Here is a 17,567-nt window from a genome sequence, read left to right as displayed (position 1 = left end):
TCACGCGGTGTCGGACGGGGCCGGTGCGGTGTCGAGCGCGACCCGGCACAGGATGTCCGGCAGCAGCCGCCAGGCGGCGAAGTGGGAGGCGCCCGGCTCGACCATCGAGTGGGCACCGGGGATGTGGGCGGCCAGCCACCGGGTGTGCTCGACGGGGGAGAAGACGTCGTCCTCGCCGTGCCACAGGTCCACCCGGCCCTCGATCCGGGCCGGGTCGAAGCCCCACGGCCGGACGAAGGCCAGCACGTCGTCGTTCCAGCCGTCGTCACCCGTCCGCACCGCCTCGGCGTAGTTGCGGGCGAGAGTGCTGCGCAGACCGGCGTCGCGGATCGCGTTGAGGTCCGCCGACGGCAGTTCGTGACGCAGCGCCTGGAGCAGCTCGCGGGGCTGTTCGCGGATGCCGTCGATGCGTGCGGCCAGCAGCGGGCGGAGGCGGTGCGGGCCGTCCTCGGCGGCGCGGAAGGCGGAGATGTTGGAGTCCGTCATGCCCTGGTACCAGTCCAGGGACTCGGCGTCGCGCGGGGCGAGGCAGACCATGACGGCGGTGCGGGTCACCCGCTCCGGGAGGAGCGCAGCGCAGGCGAGCGCGTGCGGGCCGCCGCCGGAACGGCCCACGATGCCGAAGGAGTCGAGGCCGAGACGGTCGGCGATCGCCGCGACGTCGACGGCGGCGTCGCGGACGCGGCGACCGGGCAGTCGGTCGGACCGGCCGTAGCCGGGGCGGTCGTAGGTGACCACCTGGACGTTGAGCCGGTCCAACTGCCGTTCCAGCGGCAGCTGGCCGAGTCTGCTGCCGGGCATGCCGTGCATCAGGAACACCGGGTCCGCGGAGGATCTGCCCCAGATCGCCGCGGTGAGCGTGCGGCCGTCCGGCGCCCTGACCTCGATGTCCCTCACGTCGCTCCTCTACGCGCTCTCCGGATTCGCATGGCGGTTCGTGCGGCGTTCGTGCGGGGTCATGCGGGTTCGTGCGGGTCAGATCCTCCGGTCGCTGCGGGACCGCCACACCGCCTGTTCCTTGGCGAGCGTGGACTCGGACTCGCGGCTCAGCCGCGACCACAGCTCCTCCGCGTCGGGTTCGGCGGGGTTCAGCCTTTCCAGCTGGATCTCCACCTGCTCCAACTCCTTTGCCACCAGCCGGTACGCGGCGGCCAGCGGCCGGAACTGCTTGAGCTGCGTCCAGGCGGTGATCGCCGCGCCCGCCGTGGCCAGGGTGCCGAGGACGTGGGTGTGCACCGCGCCCGCCGTCTGCAGACCGGCCGCCGTGAGGCCGAAGACGATCGCCACCAGGGTCATCAGCGACCAGAAGGTGCTCTTGTTGTCGAAGGCGTCCGCCTTGCCGAGGTACCACACGCGTTGGGCGCGCAGCCGCTCCTGCAGGTAGAGCTCGCGGCGGGTGACCAGCGACCCGGCGCGGAGGCGCCGCATCTCGCTGGTGATGGCCGGTTGGGTGTTCTTGGGGATCACGCCCACGCTGCGGTAGGTCTCGAAGACCTCGCTGAGCCGGTCGAGGAACTGCTCGTCCGCCTCCTCGCTCTCGGCCGGTCCCTCGAAGGGCCGGGCCCGGACGACGTAACGCCAGACCAGGCCCTTGATCGCCTCGGCGGCGGCACGGCTCTCGAACCAGACCGACTGCGGCGTCTCCGCGCGCAGCCGGTCCCAGTAGTAGCCGGCGACCAGGAACGCCGCGATGGACAGCATGGGGGAGAGGTCGATCGAGCCCGCATGCCAGTCCGGGATGCCCAGTAACGAGGCCGCCAACAGCGCGAGTATCTGTCCGCTGTACCAGTGCGTCGCCTTGCGCTGCTCGGTCACCGAGACGCGGTCGGCGGTCCAGTAGGGCTCCGGTATCAGCTGCTTCTCCCGGAAACCCGGTGCAGAGATCTGGACCATGGCGACTCCCCCTCCCCTTCGCCCAGACGCTCGGAACGTGCTGCATCAGGAACGTGCTGAATACGTGTCACCTTGCCCAGCGCACTTGCTCAGCACACGTCCGCACACCATCAACGACCGGAAGACGACGGTCCGTCAACACTTTTGCTGAACCGGGTGTACGAGGCGGAGCAGGCGAGTTGAATGGACATGCCTGCAGGGGGAGGTGCGCCCACCGTGCACACTGATGACGACGAACGTGCCGACGAACGCGGCGACGAATGTACCCACGAACGCGGCGACGGACGTACCGACCACCGGCTGCTCGGCGCGCTGCTGGAGGGCATGGAGGTCGGCCTCGCCGCGCTGGACGCGGACGGTGTGGTGACGCACTGGAACCGTGAGGCCGCCCGGCTGCTCGGGTGGAGCGCGGCCGAGGCGGTGGGCCGACGCGGGCTGGAGGGCTGGGCGGTGCGTCCGGCCGATGCCGAGGCGGTGCGCGCCGACCTGCAGGGCGCGCCGGAGGGCGTCCGGGTGCTGCACGAGTTCCCGCTGCTGACCAGGGACGGCCGCCGGATCCTGGTCCGCGCCCAGGTGAGCTCGGTCCGCACGGCGACCGGCCGGACCCTCTGCCACTACTTCGCCTTCTCCGAGGCCTGCGCGCAGATCGAGATGGAGCGGTCGCTCGGCTTGGCGCACTCCCTGCTCGACGAGGCGCAGACCGGCGTCGTACTGGTCGACGCGGACCTGCGTCCCGCCACCGTCGGGGATGCGGCGGCTCGTTGGCTCGACTGCGAGCGATCGGCCCTGCTCGGCCGCCCGCTGGGGGAGGTGCTGCAGGAGGGCGTCCCTGAGCTGGAGGCGGCGCTGCAGCGGACGCTCGCCACCGGCAAGTCCGTCAGCGGAGTCAAGCTGTGGGTCACCCTGCGCGCCGATCCCGGCCGACGCCGGTGTCTGCGCAGCGAGTTCGTGCGGCTCGCCTCGCCGCTGGGCGAGGAGCCGGTGCCGCTCGGGGTGGTCTGGCTCTTCGAGGACGTCACGCTGCACGAGCAGGCCGAGCAGGAGGCCTCGGTGCTGCGCTTCCGGACCAACCAGCTCCGCCGCGCCGGGCTGGCAGCGGCGGAGTGCACCGACGGCCTGGACGCGGCGGCGGGCTACCTCGACTTCGTGCTGGCCGGGTTCGCCGACCACGCGCTGCTGGACGTGGTGCGCGGCGACGCGCTGGTCCGCGTCGCCGCCTCCCCGCTGGGCGGGCTGGCGCTCGGCGACGGGCTCACCCCGACCGGCCTGCCGGCCCGCTACGGCGAGGTCCATCCCGCACTGCGCGCGCTGGAGCGCTCCGGCACGGTCACCGTGTCGGACAGCGGCGCGCCCGGCCCGATCGCCGGGCTGACTGCGGTGTCGCCCGGTCCCGGCGACTGGGCGGAGCTGCGCCGCTGGCCCGCCGGGACCCTGCACGGGCTCTGCACGCCGTTGCGGAGCCGGGGCCGCAGCCTCGGCGTGCTCACCTTCCTCCGTGGCCCGGGACGGCCCCGGTTCGACCGCGCCGACTGCGACTTCGCCGAGGACGTCGCGGCGCGTGTGGCCGCGGCGGTCGACCTGTCAGGACAAGCCGGTCAGAACCGGTAGAACCGGCAAGAACCGCTAGAACCGGCAAGAACCGCTAGAACCGGTCAGAACGCGTAGAAGATGCGGTCGCGGTGCTCGGCCATCAGCTTGGCGTTCCAGTCGGTGCCGCCGTCGACGTTGCCGGAGCGGAAGAGCGGCGGGGTGATCCCCTCGGCGGCGAGCTTGCCCACCGCGACGGCGACGACGGACTGCATCAGCGCGACCGTCGTCAGCGTCGACACGGGCCCGAAGGTGGTCTCCGCGCCCGCGACGGTCAACTCGCCGTCGCCGACCGCGATCTTACTGTCCAGCACGATGTCGCAGACGTCCTTGAGATAGAGGCCGTCGGGGTGCTGTGAGGAGACCGCAGCCGGGTAGGCGAGCGAGGTGACGCCGACCACGGTCAGCCCGCGTTCGCGTGCGTGACGGGCCAGCTCCACCGGCATCACCTGGCGGCCGGAGAGCGAGATCACGAAGAGCAGGTCGCCCGCGCGGGCTGGGCCCGCGTCCAGGGTGGCGGTGGCCAGGCCGGGCACCCGCTCCAGCGCGCTGCCCAGATGCGCGGGCATCACGTCGACGCCGATCACCCCGGGCACGGTGAGCAGGTTCATCAGCACCAGTCCGCCGGCGCGGTAGACGACGTCCTGGGCCGGGAGGGAGGAGTGTCCGGCGCCGAAGGTGAAGATCCGGCCGCCCTCCTTGACGGTCCGGGCGAGGGCGTCGGCGGCGGCCTCGACGCCCGACGTCTCCTCGTCCTTGATCCGCTGGAGGTGGGCGATGGCGGCGTCGAGGTACTGACCGGCGAGATCGCTCATCAGCTGCTGGCTCCCCTGCGTAGGTGAGTGGGTGCGGGTGGTGACATTCAGGTGGTGACTCGCACGGTGACGGGCCGGGTCGGGCCCTGTCAACACTGCCGTCCGTCGGCTTCCGTCCTCGTCTGTCGTCGTCCGTTGTCGGCGCGGCGTTGATTGTCGGCGGCATGCGTAAGAATTGAGGTGCACCGGAGCGCGACCGGAGCACATCCGAGGAACGGAGCCCGCAGTCCGATGTCAGGCCACCTGATCGACACCACAGAGATGTACTTGCGGACCATCTTCGAGCTCGAGGAGGAGGGCGTGGTCCCCATGCGCGCCCGTATCGCGGAGCGCCTGGAGCAGAGCGGGCCCACGGTCAGCCAGACCGTCGCCCGGATGGAGCGCGACGGTCTGCTGACCGTCGCCGACGACCGCCACCTGGAACTCACAGCCGAGGGCCGCAAGCTCGCCACCCGCGTGATGCGGAAACACCGCATCGCGGAGTGCCTGCTGGTCGACGTCGTCGGCCTGGAGTGGGAGCAGGTGCACGCGGAGGCGTGCCGGTGGGAGCACGTGATGAGCGAGGCCGTGGAACGCCGCGTCCTCGAGCTGCTCCGGCACCCGACGGAGTCGCCCTACGGCAACCCGATCCCGGGCCTGGAGGAGCTGGGCGAGACCCCGGCGGACGAGGGCGAGACGCTCGTCACCCTCGACGAGCTGATGCCGGGGGCCGACGGCCGAGCGGTCATCGTCCGCCGCATCGGCGAGCCGATCCAGACGGACGCGCAGCTGATGTACACCCTGCGGCGGGCGGGTGTGCAGCCGGGCGCGGTCGTCAACATCACGGAGTCCACGGGCGGCGTCCTCGTCGGCAGCGGCGGTGAGGCGGCGGAGCTCCGCAAGGACATCGCGGCCCACGTCTTCGTCGCCCGCGCCTGAGCGTTTCGCACTCCGGGACGCTCCAAACGTCAGGGGACAGCGAGACTGAACCACGCAACGCGACTGAACCACGCAGCGCGACTGAACCAAGCAGTGCAACTGAAGACGAAGGGCCTCGGCTGACTTTCCCCGAGCGCCGAGGCCCTTCGTGATCCCCCGATCCCTCCCGATCCTCCCCTGCTCCCCTCCCGCTTCCCCCGCCGGGCCCGGCTTCCCCTCCGGGCACCTTCTGACGAAGCGGTGACTCCTCTCCTGTGCGTGGAACGCGCTGGCGCTCTCGTCCGGACCGTTACGTCCAGATAGATCCCCTCGGCAACTCCCGCCAATCCTTGAGCCCGTTCACCTGATCGTGGGGCTTTTCCACTCTCCCGCGTGGGTAGATTCCCCGTTACCCCAGAACGAGAACGTGACTGTGCCCCCGGTCGACCGCGGGCATCGTCACCACGGGACTCGGGGGCACAGGGGATTGCCGGGCTTGTGCTACTGCCCCGCGTCTGCGGGCAGCGGCGCCTCTCGGCCGCAGGCGTAAGCGATGGGGTTGATGACCTCGGCCGCCTCGGGCAGCCAGCGGTTCAGCGTGGTGGGCTCGCGGGCCCACTGCGCGTATCCGAAGCCGCCGATCCGGGTGGGCGGGGCGACCACCCAGCCGCCCTCGCCGTGGCCGACCAGGTCGAGCCGGCCCGCGCCCCAGCCGAGGCGGCGGAGCATCTCCGGCAGCTTGGGGAGCGCGCCGGGGAGCACCAGGAAGACCAGCCGTCGGCCCCGCCCGGGACCGCCCGGCATCGCCAGCACGGGGCCGAGCTGCAGGCCCATCCGCTCCATCCGGGCCAGCGCCAGGCAGCCCGCGACCTCCGGGACGTCGATCGCGTCGAACGAGCGGCCGGTCGGCAGCAGGATCGACGCGGCCGGGTTCTCCGTCCACCAGCGCCGGACCACGCCGGGGCCGGAGCTCGAACGACGGGTCCAGTCACGGGTGGCCGGGTGTGCCCCGGGCATCGGGCAGGCGAGGTCACCGCAGGAGCAGTGCGGTGGGCCGTCGTCCTCGATCAGCCAGGCACCGGGGGAGACCTCCCAGTGCCGCTCCTCCGCGTACGTGACTGCCGCCGTCAACAGCGAGTCACGCGCGGAACCCCTGCCGGTTTCCGTGCGCTCGTCCTGTCGAGTGGCTCCCAGGGTGTCTTCCACGTGCTGCACAACTCGCCCCGGCAGCAGGGGTTACGGCCTGATCGGCAAACTCGGCCATCCGGGAAGCGACACGCGGGGCGCGCGGTTGCACGCGAGGGGGCGCACGCCCGGTCCGGTCCCGTAAGCGGGTATGGGGGCTGTCGGGCTTCGCTACGCTGACGGATGTTCCCGACCACTAGCCAGTCGTTCCCAGCCATTCCGAAGCGGTTACCCGCTGTTGGCACTCCGTGACGCATCACCCGACGGGATCGGGGGAATGCTCCTGTCCTGCAACCTCCGACCTCAAAGGTCCCGAATTCCCACGGTCCGAAAGGGTCCGACCTCATAGGGGAGGCAGTGACTTCCATGGCCGCCAGACCGCTCGTCGCACGACAACCCAACGAACGGCTCCAGGCCCTGATCCAGGAGGCGGGCTGCTCGAACGCCGGCCTGGCCCGCCGGGTGAACCTCTGCGGTGCCGAGCACACCCTCGACCTGCGCTACGACAAGACGTCCGTGGCGCGCTGGCTGCGCGGTCAACAGCCGCGCGGGCAGGCCCCGGCGGTGATCGCCGAGGCGATCGGCCGCAAGCTCGGTCGGCCGGTGACGGTCGAGGACATCGGGATGGCCGACGGCAAGAGCCTCTCCTCCAGCATCGGGCTGCACTTCGCGCCGAACCTGGTCGGGGCGGTCGAGCAGGTCTGCGAGCTGTGGCGCAGCGACATCGGGCGGCGGGACTTCCTGGCGGGGGCGTCCGTGGCCTCGTCCGCACTGGTCGAGCCCAGTCGGGACTGGCTGATCACCGCGCCGGACGTGGCTGTTGCGCGTGCCGGGGGGCCGCGCGTCGGTCCGGCCGACGTCGAGGCCGTCCGGGCGACCACGCAGATGCTGGTCGACCTCGACCACCGCTTCGGCAGCGGCCATGTGCGGCCGGTCGTGGTGCACTACCTCAACTCCGTGGTCTCCGGCCTGCTCGCGGGTTCCTACCGGGAGGAGACGGGGCGTCAGCTCTTCGCCGCGGTGGCCCGGTTGACCGAGCTGGCCGGCTACATGGCCATCGACACCGGCCAGGCGGGGCTGGCCCAGCGCTACTACATCCAGGCGCTGCGCCTGGCCCAGGCCGCCGGGGACCGCGCGTACGGCGGTTACGTGCTCGCCTCGTCGATGAGTCACCTGGCCGCCGCCCTGGGGAATCCGCGGGAGATCACCCAGCTCGCCCGCGCCGCGCAGGAGGGCGCCCGGGGCTCTGCCACGCCGACGGCGATGGCCATGTTCTACGCGGCGGAGGCGCGCGGTCACGCGCTGCTCGGTGACAGCCGTTCCTGTGACATGGCCGCCGGGCGGGCGATGCAGGCGCTGGAGCACAGCCGTCCGGAGGAGGACCCGGGCTGGATCGGTCACTTCGACGGCGCGTACCTCGCCGACGAACTCGCCCACTGCCACCGCGACCTGGACCAGCCACGGCAGAGCGCCCGCCAGGCCCAGGAGGCGCTGCGCGGCCACCCCGAGACGCGGGTCCGCCGCCGCGCCGTGGACCTGGTCCTGCTCGCCACCGCGCAGTTGCAGCTGCGCGCGGTCGACGAGGCGTGCGAGACGGGCGCGCGGGCGGTCGAGTTGATGTCCGGGCTGCGGTCGGCGCGCGGTGCGGAGTACCTGGACGACTTCCGACGCAAGCTGGAGCCGTTCCGCAACCAGCGTGCGGTGCAGGAGTTCCAGGCCCGGGCGTTGGCGGAGGTCGCGGCGTAGGGCGCCAGGCAGGTGGGGCACCGGGCCCGGCGCTGTCGGGCCCGGCGGTATCGGGCCTTTGGTGCACAACCGGTATCACCCAGGATGGTCACCCGTCGGGGGGAACGGGTAGCGTGGTGCGCGTTGTGAGCGGAGCCCGAGCGCGACTGGGCGAGCTCGGTCAAAGGTGAGGAAACGCGTGAACCATCGTCGACCCAACCCCGGCGAGCTCACTCCGGACGACCTCTTCCGTCCGGAAGAGGCGCACTACGCCGAGCAGCCGACGCAGTTCCAGCAGCAGGGGCCTCCGTCCGGGAACGGAGCCGCGGCGACGCAGTTCCTGCCGCCGGCGCAGGGGGGCGGTTACGGCGGCGGCTACGGCGCTTCCAACGAGTACCGCAACGACTACACCAACGACTACAACACCGGTGGCGGCTACGGCGGTCACAGCGGTTACGAGACCAACGGCCAGGGTGGGTACGGCGGTCACGGCGGCACCAACGAGTACGACCCGTACAACGGCGGCAACGGCGGCTACGACAGTCACAACGGCTACGACGGGTACGACGACGGGCCGCAGCGCAGCGGGCCGTCCTTGCGGACCATCGCCATCGGCGTGGTCGCGGCGTGCGCCGTGGCCGGTATCGGCCTGGGCGCGATGCTGAGCAGCGGCTCGCCCCAGGCGGCTGAGCAGGCGGGCGGAGCCGCCACGATGAAGACGGCGAACCCGGCGTCGATCGGCGGGGCCACGGAGGCCTCCCAGGCACGGGCGCTCAGCGGGTTGCTGGCCTCCGCCGCGAACGACCGCTCCGCGGTGATCGGCGCGGTCAGCGACATCGAGGGCTGCCAGGCGCTGCCTGCCGCGCAGCAGGCTCTGAGTCAGGCCGCGCAGGCGCGTGGGCAGTTGGTGCAACAGCTGGCCGCGCTGAACGCGAGTCAGCTGCCGCAGGGCGGGCAGTTGGTCCAGGCGCTGCGCACCGGGTGGGAGGCCTCCAAGGAGGCCGACGCGCACTACGCCGCGTGGGCGGGGCAGTCTGCCGGCAACTGCCAGAAGAAGCACCGCCCGCACCCGGGCGGCGAGAAGAACCTGGGCGACACGGCAAGCGTCAACGCCACCCAGGCGAAGGACCGCGCCGCGAGCCTGTGGAACCCGATCGCCTCCGCGCAAGGTCTCCCGACCCGGACCACAGAACAGCTCTGACCTGACCCTTGTGCGCCTCGTCCGGGTTGCGGGAAGGCGGCGCGCTCAGCGGGTGAGTTGGTCGGCGACGTTGACGAGGCCCTGGTGGGTTTCGGCGAGTTCGCCGTTGACGACCTGCTGGAAGCTCACCTCCGTGTTGACCGTGCGCGGCGCGGACTGGAGGGCGATGAGGTTGGCGCTCTGCCACGACAGTGGCGGCGTCGCGCCGTCCGTCGAGACCGGGCCGGTGGCGTCGAACGCGGCGTGGACGCTCTGAGCCGTGATCGGGCCGCTGATCGTCGCGGCGACCTTGCCGAAGACCTCGTAGGCGATCCAGGTCGTCTCGATCGCCGGGTCCGCCGAGCTGATGCTGTCGTTGGTGAAGGCGTACTTCTGGATCACCGCGTGCAGCGAGTTCCAGACCGGACTGCCGTCGGGCGGGTACCAGCCCGTCGCCAGCGCGCCCTCGAGGGGGCCGGAGGCGCCGCCGAGGTTGTCGATGAGGGACTGCTGGAAGCTGCCGATCAGCGCCGAGAGCCGGGCGTGCGAGGGGGCCGCCTGGCGCCAGCTGTCGTAGAAGGTCTGGGTGGAGGCCGCGTCCAGCGCGCTGGTCACGCAGTCCCCGTCGTGGTCGTCGCCGATCGCCGCCTGGACCTGCGCACGGTAGTTGGTCTGGCCGGGGTTGGCGGGTACGTCGACCGCGCTCAGGTGGGAGGACGAGAGACCGTCGTTGATGTAGTCGAACATGGTGTCGCCGACGGCCGTGTTCGGGCGCACGATCGCGACCCGGCGGCAGCCGGCCGCTGCCAACTGCTCGCCGTTGCCGACCAGCAGGGTCTGGTACCCGCCGTTGACCGGGTACGAGTACGGCGAGGTGAACTCCGCCGTGGACGCGCCCGAGCCGCCGATGTAGCTGATGCCGGCGTTCTCCAAGGTCGGCATGAACTGCTCCGCGTACTGGCTCGACGAGCCGATCACCGCGACGGCGCCCTCGGTCGCCGCCTGGTCCGCACACGCCAGCGCGCCCTGCGCGGTGTTGTGTTCGTCGCAGGTGACCACGCGGAGCTGGTGGCCCTGGATGCCGCCGTTCGCGTTGACGTAGTCGGCGATGGCCTGGGCCATCGCGGGTACCCCCGGTTCCGCGCCGGCCTGGCCTTCCATCGGGGCCCAGGTCATCACCGTGACGGCGTCGTCGGCGCTTGCGTTCCCCCCGCAGCCCGTCAGACCTGCACCCAGCACTGCCGCCATGGAGACGGCGGTTCCTAGTCGAGCTAGTGTGGAACCCTTCGTGATCATGCTGTGCTGCCCTCTCCCCAACGGCTGCGCAAGGCATTTCGGCCGAAGCTTTTCGGTCGAAAGTCACCCTTGATGGCAAATCGGACGCCGGAGCGGCATCGACGCCAACGCAAGGTGACCGCGATGTGAACAAGGAGTGATTGCGCGCGTAGAACGTAGGATCGGGCACCATGCAAGGCGCACAGGCTCCCGTCCAGGCTTCGGGTCACACTTCGGTCGAGGCTTCCGAGGAAGCTCCGGTGAGGCCTTCTCGAACCGGCACCCGCTCCAGGAGGATGGGCAGCATGCCGCTCACTGACAATCCCTGGTGGCGTTGGCGGGCTCGGGTCCGTTCAGCGCTGCACATGCTCGGCGATCCGCGTTTCCAGCAGGGCTGCTGGGCGGTCGGCCGGGAGGGCTATGGAGACGTCACCGACGCCGTCTACCGCCTGGTCGAGGACACCTGGCTGGACCGCTGGTCCGCCGAGAAGTACGTCGGCACGATCTTCCGCGACTCCACCGAGGCCGCGCTGGTCGACACCGCGGTGCTGCGGGTGCTCCGCATCCTGCACCAGATCGGTTCCGACGCGCCCGTCACCGCGTACCTGGAGCACCACGCCTGGCCCGAGGCCGTCCGCGCCTGCCGCGAGGCGCACGTCCGGCTCGCCCTCGCCGACGAGGAGGACCCGGACACGCTGCCGCGCTCCCTCTCGCAGCTTGCCGCCCTGACCCGCTCCGGAGGGTGAGACGCCGCACGGGTCCACCCGCGTGGTGTGGGACCCTGGGCGCAGGTTCGTCGCGTAAGGAGAAGCAGTCCGGTGGCTGAGGCCGAGCAGTACATCCTGACCCTGTCCTGCCCTGACAAGCGGGGCATCGTGCACGCGGTGTCCAGCTACCTGTTCCTCACGGGCTGCAACATCGTGGACAGTCAGCAGTTCGGCGACGCGGACAGCGGGCTCTTCTTCATGCGGGTCCAATTCTCCGCCGAGCCGCCGGTGAACCTGGAGAAGCTGCGCGCCAGCTTCGCGGCGACGGGTGACGCCTTCCACATGGACTGGCAGATCCACGAGGCCGAGGCGAAGATGCGGGTGCTGCTGCTGGTCAGCAAGTTCGGGCACTGCCTGAACGACCTGCTGTTCCGGGTCCGTTCGGGCGCCCTGCCGGTGGAGGTCGCGGCCGTGGTCTCCAACCACCGTGACTTCGAGGACCTGGCCGCCTCCTACGGCGTGCCGTTCCACCACATCCCGGTCACCCCGGACACCAAGGCGCAGGCGGAGGCGGAACTGCTGCGCCTCGTCGACGAGGAGCACGTGGACCTGGTCGTGCTGGCCCGCTACATGCAGGTGCTCTCTGACGACCTGTGCAAGGCGCTGACCGGACGGGCGATCAACATCCACCACTCGTTCCTGCCGAGCTTCAAGGGCGCCAAGCCCTATCACCAGGCGCACGCCCGCGGCGTGAAGCTGATCGGTGCGACCGCCCACTACGTGACCGCGGCCCTGGACGAGGGCCCGATCATCGAGCAGGAGGTCGTCCGGGTCTCGCACGAGGTCACGCCCCAGAAGCTGGTCGCCCTGGGACGTGACGCCGAGTGTCAGGCGCTGGCCCGTGCCGTGAAGTGGCATGCGGAACACCGCGTCCTGCTCAACGGCTCCCGCACCGTGGTCTTCCGCTAGAACGTCCGCAGCTGGAACGCTCGCAGCGTCCGGAGCCTCAGCTCCACTGGCCCGGCTGGTAGCTGCCGGCCGGCTGACGGACGATCACGTTGAGCCGGTTGTACAGGTTGATCAGCCCGATCAGGCCGACCAGTGCGGCCAGTTGGTCGTCGTCGTAGTGCTTGGCGGCGTTCGCCCACACCTCGTCCGGGACGCCGCCGGGCGCGTCGGCGAGGCGGGTGCCCGCCTCGGTCAGCTCCAGTGCGGCCTTCTCGGCCTCGGTGAAGACCGTGGCCTCACGCCAGGCCGCGACCAGGTTGAGTCGCTGGGCGGACTCGCCCGCCGCCGTCGCGTCCTTGGTGTGCATGTCCAGGCACATGCCGCAGCCGTTGATCTGGCTGGCCCGGATCTTCACCAGCTCCTGGGTGGCGGCGGGCAGGGTCGAGTCGGTGATGACCTTTCCCGCCGAGTTGATGTACTTGCTGAACTTGGGCGCGACGTCGGTGCCGAAGAGGTTGAGTCGGGCGTCCATGTCGATCTCCTTGGATGCGTGCTGCCTGCTGCCTGCCGTGAGGCGCTTCCGCAGAGATGACACCGCGGCCCGGGGGAGTGTGACGCGTGACGTGCCGAACAGGTGTGATGCACGCCACAGTCAGGGGCGGGACAGCAGGCGGGCCGCCGCGAGCAGGTCGCGGGCTGCCGCCGAATCGCCCTTGATGCCGACCGGGACGCGGTGCGGATCCCGGCGCGCCGCGCAGAGGAAGCAGAACTCCACGCCGTCGATCGCCAGCGTCGCGGTCGGTTCGGCGTCGGCCGGGGGCACCCAGCCGGGGGCGTCGAGGGGGACCAGCCACTCGCCCTCGCCGCGGCCCTCGACGATCAGTTTCACCCATCGCGGCTGCGCGCCCGGCGCCGGGTCCGGCGAGACCGCCTGGCCGGACGCGCGCAGCGCGGACATCGCCAGCGGCAGCAACCGTACGGCCAGGCCGATGAGTTGCCGCATGTGCGCGCCGCGCGGCGGGTGGTAGGGGTAGCCGACCGCCTCCGCGATGTCGTCGGCGTGGATCCAGCACTCGAAGGCGCGGTCCAGGAACGAGTCCGCCACCGGCAGCTCGAACGCGCCGTAGTCGACGCCGTCCTCCGCCACCACCGGGTCGGCCTCGGCCGCCAGCGCCGCCGTCTCCACCACGGCCCGCGTCTGCGCACGCCACATCGCACGGACGGACTCCGGCGGACGCCGCGACTGCGCCTCACGCAGCACCGTGGTCCGCGCGACCAGGACGTCGACCTGTCCGCCCGCCTTGCTGTCCTCGGAAGCGGAAGCGGGTGCGGATGCGGATGCGTGTGTGGCTGCGAGTGCGGGCGCGGGTGCGGCCACCGGATCCGGCAGGCCCAGCGCGTCGGCCAGGACGCCGTCCACCGCGGCGAGATGGGACAGCACCTCGGCCGGGCGGCGCTGCTCGGAGCCACCGTGCCAGGTGAGCTGAGCCTGCTCCAGCCAGTCCAGCTCGCCCAGATCGCGCAGCAGCGCGTCCAGGCGGGCCGTCTCGGCGACGTACGGGTCGGCGTAGGAGGGGACGCGGAACTCCGCGTCGCGTATCTCCAGGCAGCCGGCCATGACCTGGCGGCGCAGGCCCGGGTCCGGGTCGAGCGGCTCGTCGGAGGAGAGCCAGCCCGCGGCGTCCCGCAGCCGGTGCGCCTCCTCGGTGCAGGACAGGCAGTCGGCGAGGTGTGCTTCGAGTCGTCGCGCCTCGTCGGGCGGGCAAGCGTCGAGGGCCCAGGCACCGAGGAGGCTGCGCAGCGCCTCGTGGCCGCTCATCGGGTGGACTCCGTCGGCTCCGTCGGCTCCGTAGGCTCGGTGGACTCCGTCGCCTTGGTCGGTTCCGTCGGTTCGGTGGGCCCGGTCGACAGCGCGGTGGCCAGCAGTTGCAGGCCCAGCCGCATCCGGTGCTTGGCGGTGACGGGCGTGATGCCCAGCTCGGTGGCCGCCTCGCCGTAGGTGCGCCCGCCGAAGTAGGTGAGCAGCAGCGTCTCCCGCAGCGCCTGCGGCAGCGAGCCGACGACGTACTGCACGCGGGCGGCCGTGGCCGCGGCCAGGATCTCCTCCTCGACGCTGGGCGGCTCCAACGGGCCGTCCACGCCGCCGTCCTGCTCTCCGGCGGCTGCGTGCTCGCGGCGGAGGCGCTCGACCGCGCGGCGGTGGGTCAGCGTTCCGATCCAGGAACGCATCGAGCCCTGGGCCGGATCGAAGCTCTCCGGTTGCTCCCAGACGTGGGCGAAGACGTCCCTGGTGATCTGCTCCGCGGCGGCCTGGTCACCCAGCACGCGGTTGGCGAGTCCGTGGACGAGCGGCGCGAACTGGTCGTACAGCTCGCCAAGCGCGGACTCCTCGCCGCGCGCGAGGCGCCGTTGGATCTGCCGGTCCCAACGGATCGGCGCCGGACTCGTCATCAGCACCACCGCTCCGTCGGTACCTGTTCAGGAACTGCCAGGGAACTCCTCAGGTCGAATCTAGCGCTGCGATGTGCCGGTCGTCCGAATGTTTGAAGAATCAAGTGTGCGCGCATGGTGGCACGCAGTGTCAGAGTCAGGGACCGAGGGCTACGCTGAACCACCATCACCACCAGTGATGTCCTGGTAGCGGGGGGAACCCGGACGGTCGGACAGCCGAAGAGTCGGAGAGTCGTGGCACCGTGATGACGACGAACGTGACCGTGGAACGGTACGAACAGGACGACTGGGTGCTGCTGAGCGTTTCCGGCGATCTCGACCTCGGCACCGGAGGCCGGGTCCGTGAGGCGGTGCGCGAGGCCGTGGCGACCGGGTCGAGAAAGCTGGTGGTCGATCTCACGGACGTCCGCTTCTGCGACTCGACCGGTGTCGGGGTGCTGATCGCGGCGCGGCGGCTGATGCGTTCCTGCGGCGGCGAACTGCGGCTGGTCATGCCGCGGGTGGACCTCGCGTCCGGCACGGTGCCGTCTCAGGTGCACCGGGTCTTCGCGGCGCTCGGGGTGCGGCGGCTGTTCACCGTCTCGGACGAGCGGCCGTTCTGAGCGGCCGATCTGCGCGGTCGTTCTTGAGTGGGGACTGAGCGCCGTCGGAGATCCTGGGCCGGAGTTGCGTGAAGGCGCGGTGAACTAGCATCGGGTTGCCCCGCATGCACCGCCGCCGTACGACCAGGAGCCCCACCAGCCGTGAGTACCGGAGTTTCCCTCAGCATCGTGCTGCCCGTGTACGGCGTCGCCGACTACCTTCCGCGCTGCCTGGACTCCCTCCTCTCCGCCGACCTGCCGTCGTTGCAGGTGATCGCCGTCGACGACTGCTCGCCTGACCGCAGCGGCGCGATCCTCGACGCCTACGCCGCCCGCGACTCCCGCCTCACCGTGCGGCACCTCGCCGTCAACCGCGGTCTCGGCGGCGCACGTGAGGTGGGTCTCAAGTACGCCACCGGCGAGTACGTCTGGTTCGTGGACAGCGACGACTGGCTGGCCGACGGCGCGGTGGACCTGGTCGCCGCGCGCCTCGCCGAGATCCGCCCGGACGTGCTGATCACCGGCTTCGCCCGCACCTACCCGGACGGGACGACCGAACCGGACACCTGGCGCCGGTTGCTGGTCGACCCGCCGCTGCCGGAGATCTTCACCCTGGCCGACCGGCCCGGCCTGCTGCAGATGATCATGTCGGTCTGGAACAAGGTGATCCGCCGCGAGTACCTGGCGTCGCTGGACGTCCGTTTCGGCGGCGGCTACTACGAGGACATCTCGGTCACGTACCCGCTGCTGCTGGGCGCGCAGAAGCTCAGCTACCTGGACAAGGACCTCTACTTCTACCGCCGCCAGCGCGCGGGGGCGATCACCAACACCGCCTCGCCCAAGCACGCGGACGCGTTCCCGCAGTACGAGGCGATCTTCGCGTTCCTGGAGCGGCACCCGGAGGTCCCGGCCGAGCTGCGCCGCGTCGTCTTCGACCGGACGGTCAAGCAGGCCGTCACCGTGCTGGACACCCCCGGCCTGGTCCCGGAGCGGCTGCGCGAGGAGTTCTTCCGCCGCACCGTCGCGCACTTCCACCGCCGGCGACCGGCGGGCTACGCCTACCCCAAGGGCCTGCGCGGCGTGCAGTACCGGCTGGTCGACCGCGGCGCGTGGGGCGCGTACCAGCGCCTGCGCCCGCTGCGCGCGCTGCCGCGCACCCTGCCGAACACGCTGAAGCGGGCGGCACGCGGCGCGGGCCGTCGCGGCCTCTACGAGACCTACCGGCGGCTCCCGCTCAACGAGAACCTCGCCGTCTACGCGGCCTACTGGTACCGGGGTTACGCCTGCAACCCGGCCGCGATCTACGAGGCGATGCGCGAGCTCGCCCCGCAGGTCAAGGGCGTCTGGGTGGTCGAGACTGCGGCCCAGGCCAAGGGACTTCCGGCGGGCGTCCCCTACGTCGTGGCCAACACGCCGCGCTACTTCAAGCTGATGGCGACGGCCAAGTACCTGGTCAACAACGTCAACTTCCCGCACACGATGGCCAAGCGGTCCGGCTCGGTGCACGTCCAGACCCAACACGGCACGCCGCTCAAGTACTTGGGCCTGGACCTGAAGTCGCGTCCGCTGGCCGCGGGCGACATGGACTGGGACCGGCTGCGGGAGCACGTCGGCCGCTGGGACTACCTGGTCTCGCCGAGCCCCTTCGCGACGGACGCCTTCGGTCGCGCCTACCCGGGTCCTTACGAGGTCCTGGAGACGGGCTACCCGCGCAACGACCGCCTGGCGAACGCGGACGCGGCGGAGATCGCCGCCGCGCGTGAGAAGTTGGGCATTCCCGCCGGGCAGCGCGTCGTCCTCTACACCCCCACGCACCGCGAGCAGCAGGACACCTTCGTCCCCGCGCTCGACATCGTCACCCTCGCCCGCAGCCTCGGCCCGCGCACGACGCTGCTGATGCGCGCGCACTACTTCTACGACGGCGCGGGCCTCCAGCCGGACGACGTCGGGGTGGTGGACGTCTCGGCGCACCCGGTCGTCGAGGACCTCTACCTGGCGGCGGACATCCTGGTCACGGACTACTCCTCGACCATGTTCGACTACGCGGTCCTGGACCGCCCGATCGTCGTCTTCGCGCCGGACTGGGAGGAGTACCAGCGCGTCCGCGGCGTCTACTTCGACCTGATGGCCGAGCCGCCCGGCGCGGTCGCTGAGACCCCGGAGGAGTTGGCGGAGCTTCTCCGCGCGGGCGGCGGCGCGGACACACGCGAGACGGCGAAGCTGCGGAGCGCGTTCCGCGCGAAGTTCTGCGCGCTGGAGGACGGCGGCGCGGCGGAACGAGTGGTGCGGCGCGTTTTCCCGGTGAGGTAGAAGCCTCTGCGCC

16 protein-coding genes are annotated in these 17,567 nt (G+C 71.3%); 8 read left to right on the top strand and 8 right to left on the bottom strand.

All coding sequences use genetic code 11. From position 1 onward, the window contains the following. Positions 1-897, bottom strand: a complete 897-nt coding sequence (locus ABH928_RS03330) for an alpha/beta fold hydrolase (RefSeq protein WP_370061703.1) — start codon at positions 895-897, stop codon at positions 1-3. Positions 898-975: 78 nt separating this feature from the next. Next, positions 976-1,893: a DUF4231 domain-containing protein gene (locus ABH928_RS03325; protein ID WP_370061701.1), complete on the bottom strand. Its 918-nt coding sequence runs from the start codon at positions 1,891-1,893 to the stop codon at positions 976-978. A gap of 216 nt (positions 1,894-2,109) precedes the next feature. On the opposite strand from ABH928_RS03325, the gene ABH928_RS03320 reads away from it, so the two are divergent. Next, positions 2,110-3,501 carry a PAS domain-containing protein gene (locus ABH928_RS03320; RefSeq protein ID WP_370061699.1) on the top strand — a complete coding sequence of 464 codons (1,392 nt, stop codon included), beginning with the start codon at positions 2,110-2,112 and terminating at the stop codon, positions 3,499-3,501. Positions 3,502-3,545: 44 nt separating this feature from the next. Here the strand turns inward: ABH928_RS03320 and ABH928_RS03315 are convergent, their stop codons facing one another. Continuing rightward, positions 3,546-4,295, bottom strand: coding sequence for a sugar isomerase domain-containing protein (locus ABH928_RS03315; RefSeq protein WP_370061697.1), 750 nt, complete (start codon positions 4,293-4,295; stop codon positions 3,546-3,548). A gap of 231 nt (positions 4,296-4,526) precedes the next feature. On the opposite strand from ABH928_RS03315, the gene ABH928_RS03310 reads away from it, so the two are divergent. Continuing rightward, on the top strand, positions 4,527-5,213 hold the full coding sequence (locus ABH928_RS03310) for a metal-dependent transcriptional regulator (RefSeq protein WP_370061695.1): 687 nt from the start codon (positions 4,527-4,529) through the stop codon (positions 5,211-5,213). Between the two features lie 480 nt (positions 5,214-5,693). On the opposite strand, the gene ABH928_RS03305 is transcribed toward ABH928_RS03310, so the two are convergent. Next, positions 5,694-6,407, bottom strand: coding sequence for a bifunctional DNA primase/polymerase (locus ABH928_RS03305; RefSeq protein ID WP_370061693.1), 714 nt, complete (start codon positions 6,405-6,407; stop codon positions 5,694-5,696). A 336-nt stretch (positions 6,408-6,743) separates the two neighbouring features. Between ABH928_RS03305 and ABH928_RS03300 the strand changes: the two genes are divergently transcribed. After that, positions 6,744-8,123: a transcriptional regulator gene (locus ABH928_RS03300; protein ID WP_370061691.1), complete on the top strand. Its 1,380-nt coding sequence runs from the start codon at positions 6,744-6,746 to the stop codon at positions 8,121-8,123. 178 nt (positions 8,124-8,301) lie between these two features. Next, a complete protein-coding gene (locus ABH928_RS03295; RefSeq protein WP_370061689.1) occupies positions 8,302-9,303 on the top strand; it encodes a hypothetical protein in 1,002 nt (333 codons plus the stop codon). Between the two features lie 45 nt (positions 9,304-9,348). On the opposite strand, the gene ABH928_RS03290 is transcribed toward ABH928_RS03295, so the two are convergent. Next, positions 9,349-10,530: an ABC transporter substrate-binding protein gene (locus tag ABH928_RS03290; RefSeq protein ID WP_370061687.1), complete on the bottom strand. Its 1,182-nt coding sequence runs from the start codon at positions 10,528-10,530 to the stop codon at positions 9,349-9,351. 323 nt (positions 10,531-10,853) lie between these two features. Between ABH928_RS03290 and ABH928_RS03285 the strand changes: the two genes are divergently transcribed. Continuing rightward, the gene (locus tag ABH928_RS03285; RefSeq protein WP_370061901.1) at positions 10,854-11,303 is read left to right on the top strand and encodes a hypothetical protein; all 450 of its coding nucleotides are present in this window, start codon (positions 10,854-10,856) and stop codon (positions 11,301-11,303) included. A 72-nt stretch (positions 11,304-11,375) separates the two neighbouring features. Further along, positions 11,376-12,233 (top strand): formyltetrahydrofolate deformylase, encoded by an 858-nt coding sequence (purU, locus tag ABH928_RS03280; protein WP_370061685.1) that lies wholly within the window; start codon positions 11,376-11,378, stop codon positions 12,231-12,233. Between the two features lie 37 nt (positions 12,234-12,270). On the opposite strand, the gene ABH928_RS03275 is transcribed toward purU, so the two are convergent. The 3 genes from ABH928_RS03275 to ABH928_RS03265 form a co-directional block, all read right to left on the bottom strand. After that, positions 12,271-12,744: a carboxymuconolactone decarboxylase family protein gene (locus ABH928_RS03275; protein WP_370061683.1), complete on the bottom strand. Its 474-nt coding sequence runs from the start codon at positions 12,742-12,744 to the stop codon at positions 12,271-12,273. A 120-nt stretch (positions 12,745-12,864) separates the two neighbouring features. After that, positions 12,865-14,031: an anti-sigma factor gene (locus ABH928_RS03270; RefSeq protein WP_370061681.1), complete on the bottom strand. Its 1,167-nt coding sequence runs from the start codon at positions 14,029-14,031 to the stop codon at positions 12,865-12,867. Further along, positions 14,028-14,663 carry a sigma-70 family RNA polymerase sigma factor gene (locus tag ABH928_RS03265; RefSeq protein ID WP_370061679.1) on the bottom strand — a complete coding sequence of 212 codons (636 nt, stop codon included), beginning with the start codon at positions 14,661-14,663 and terminating at the stop codon, positions 14,028-14,030. The genes ABH928_RS03270 and ABH928_RS03265 overlap by 4 nt, the downstream gene beginning before the upstream one ends. Before the next feature lie 245 nt (positions 14,664-14,908). Between ABH928_RS03265 and ABH928_RS03260 the strand changes: the two genes are divergently transcribed. Continuing rightward, positions 14,909-15,265, top strand: coding sequence for an STAS domain-containing protein (locus tag ABH928_RS03260; RefSeq protein WP_370061677.1), 357 nt, complete (start codon positions 14,909-14,911; stop codon positions 15,263-15,265). Positions 15,266-15,406: 141 nt separating this feature from the next. Further along, positions 15,407-17,554 (top strand): CDP-glycerol glycerophosphotransferase family protein, encoded by a 2,148-nt coding sequence (locus ABH928_RS03255; RefSeq protein WP_370061675.1) that lies wholly within the window; start codon positions 15,407-15,409, stop codon positions 17,552-17,554. Positions 17,555-17,567 lie beyond the last annotated feature (13 nt).

The sequence above is a fragment of the Streptacidiphilus sp. MAP5-3 genome, from assembly GCF_041262505.1.
GTDB lineage: Bacteria > Actinomycetota > Actinomycetes > Streptomycetales > Streptomycetaceae > Streptacidiphilus.
The sequence above is the reverse complement of the archived record's forward strand: the minus strand, read 5'-3'. Positions and strand labels throughout refer to the sequence as shown.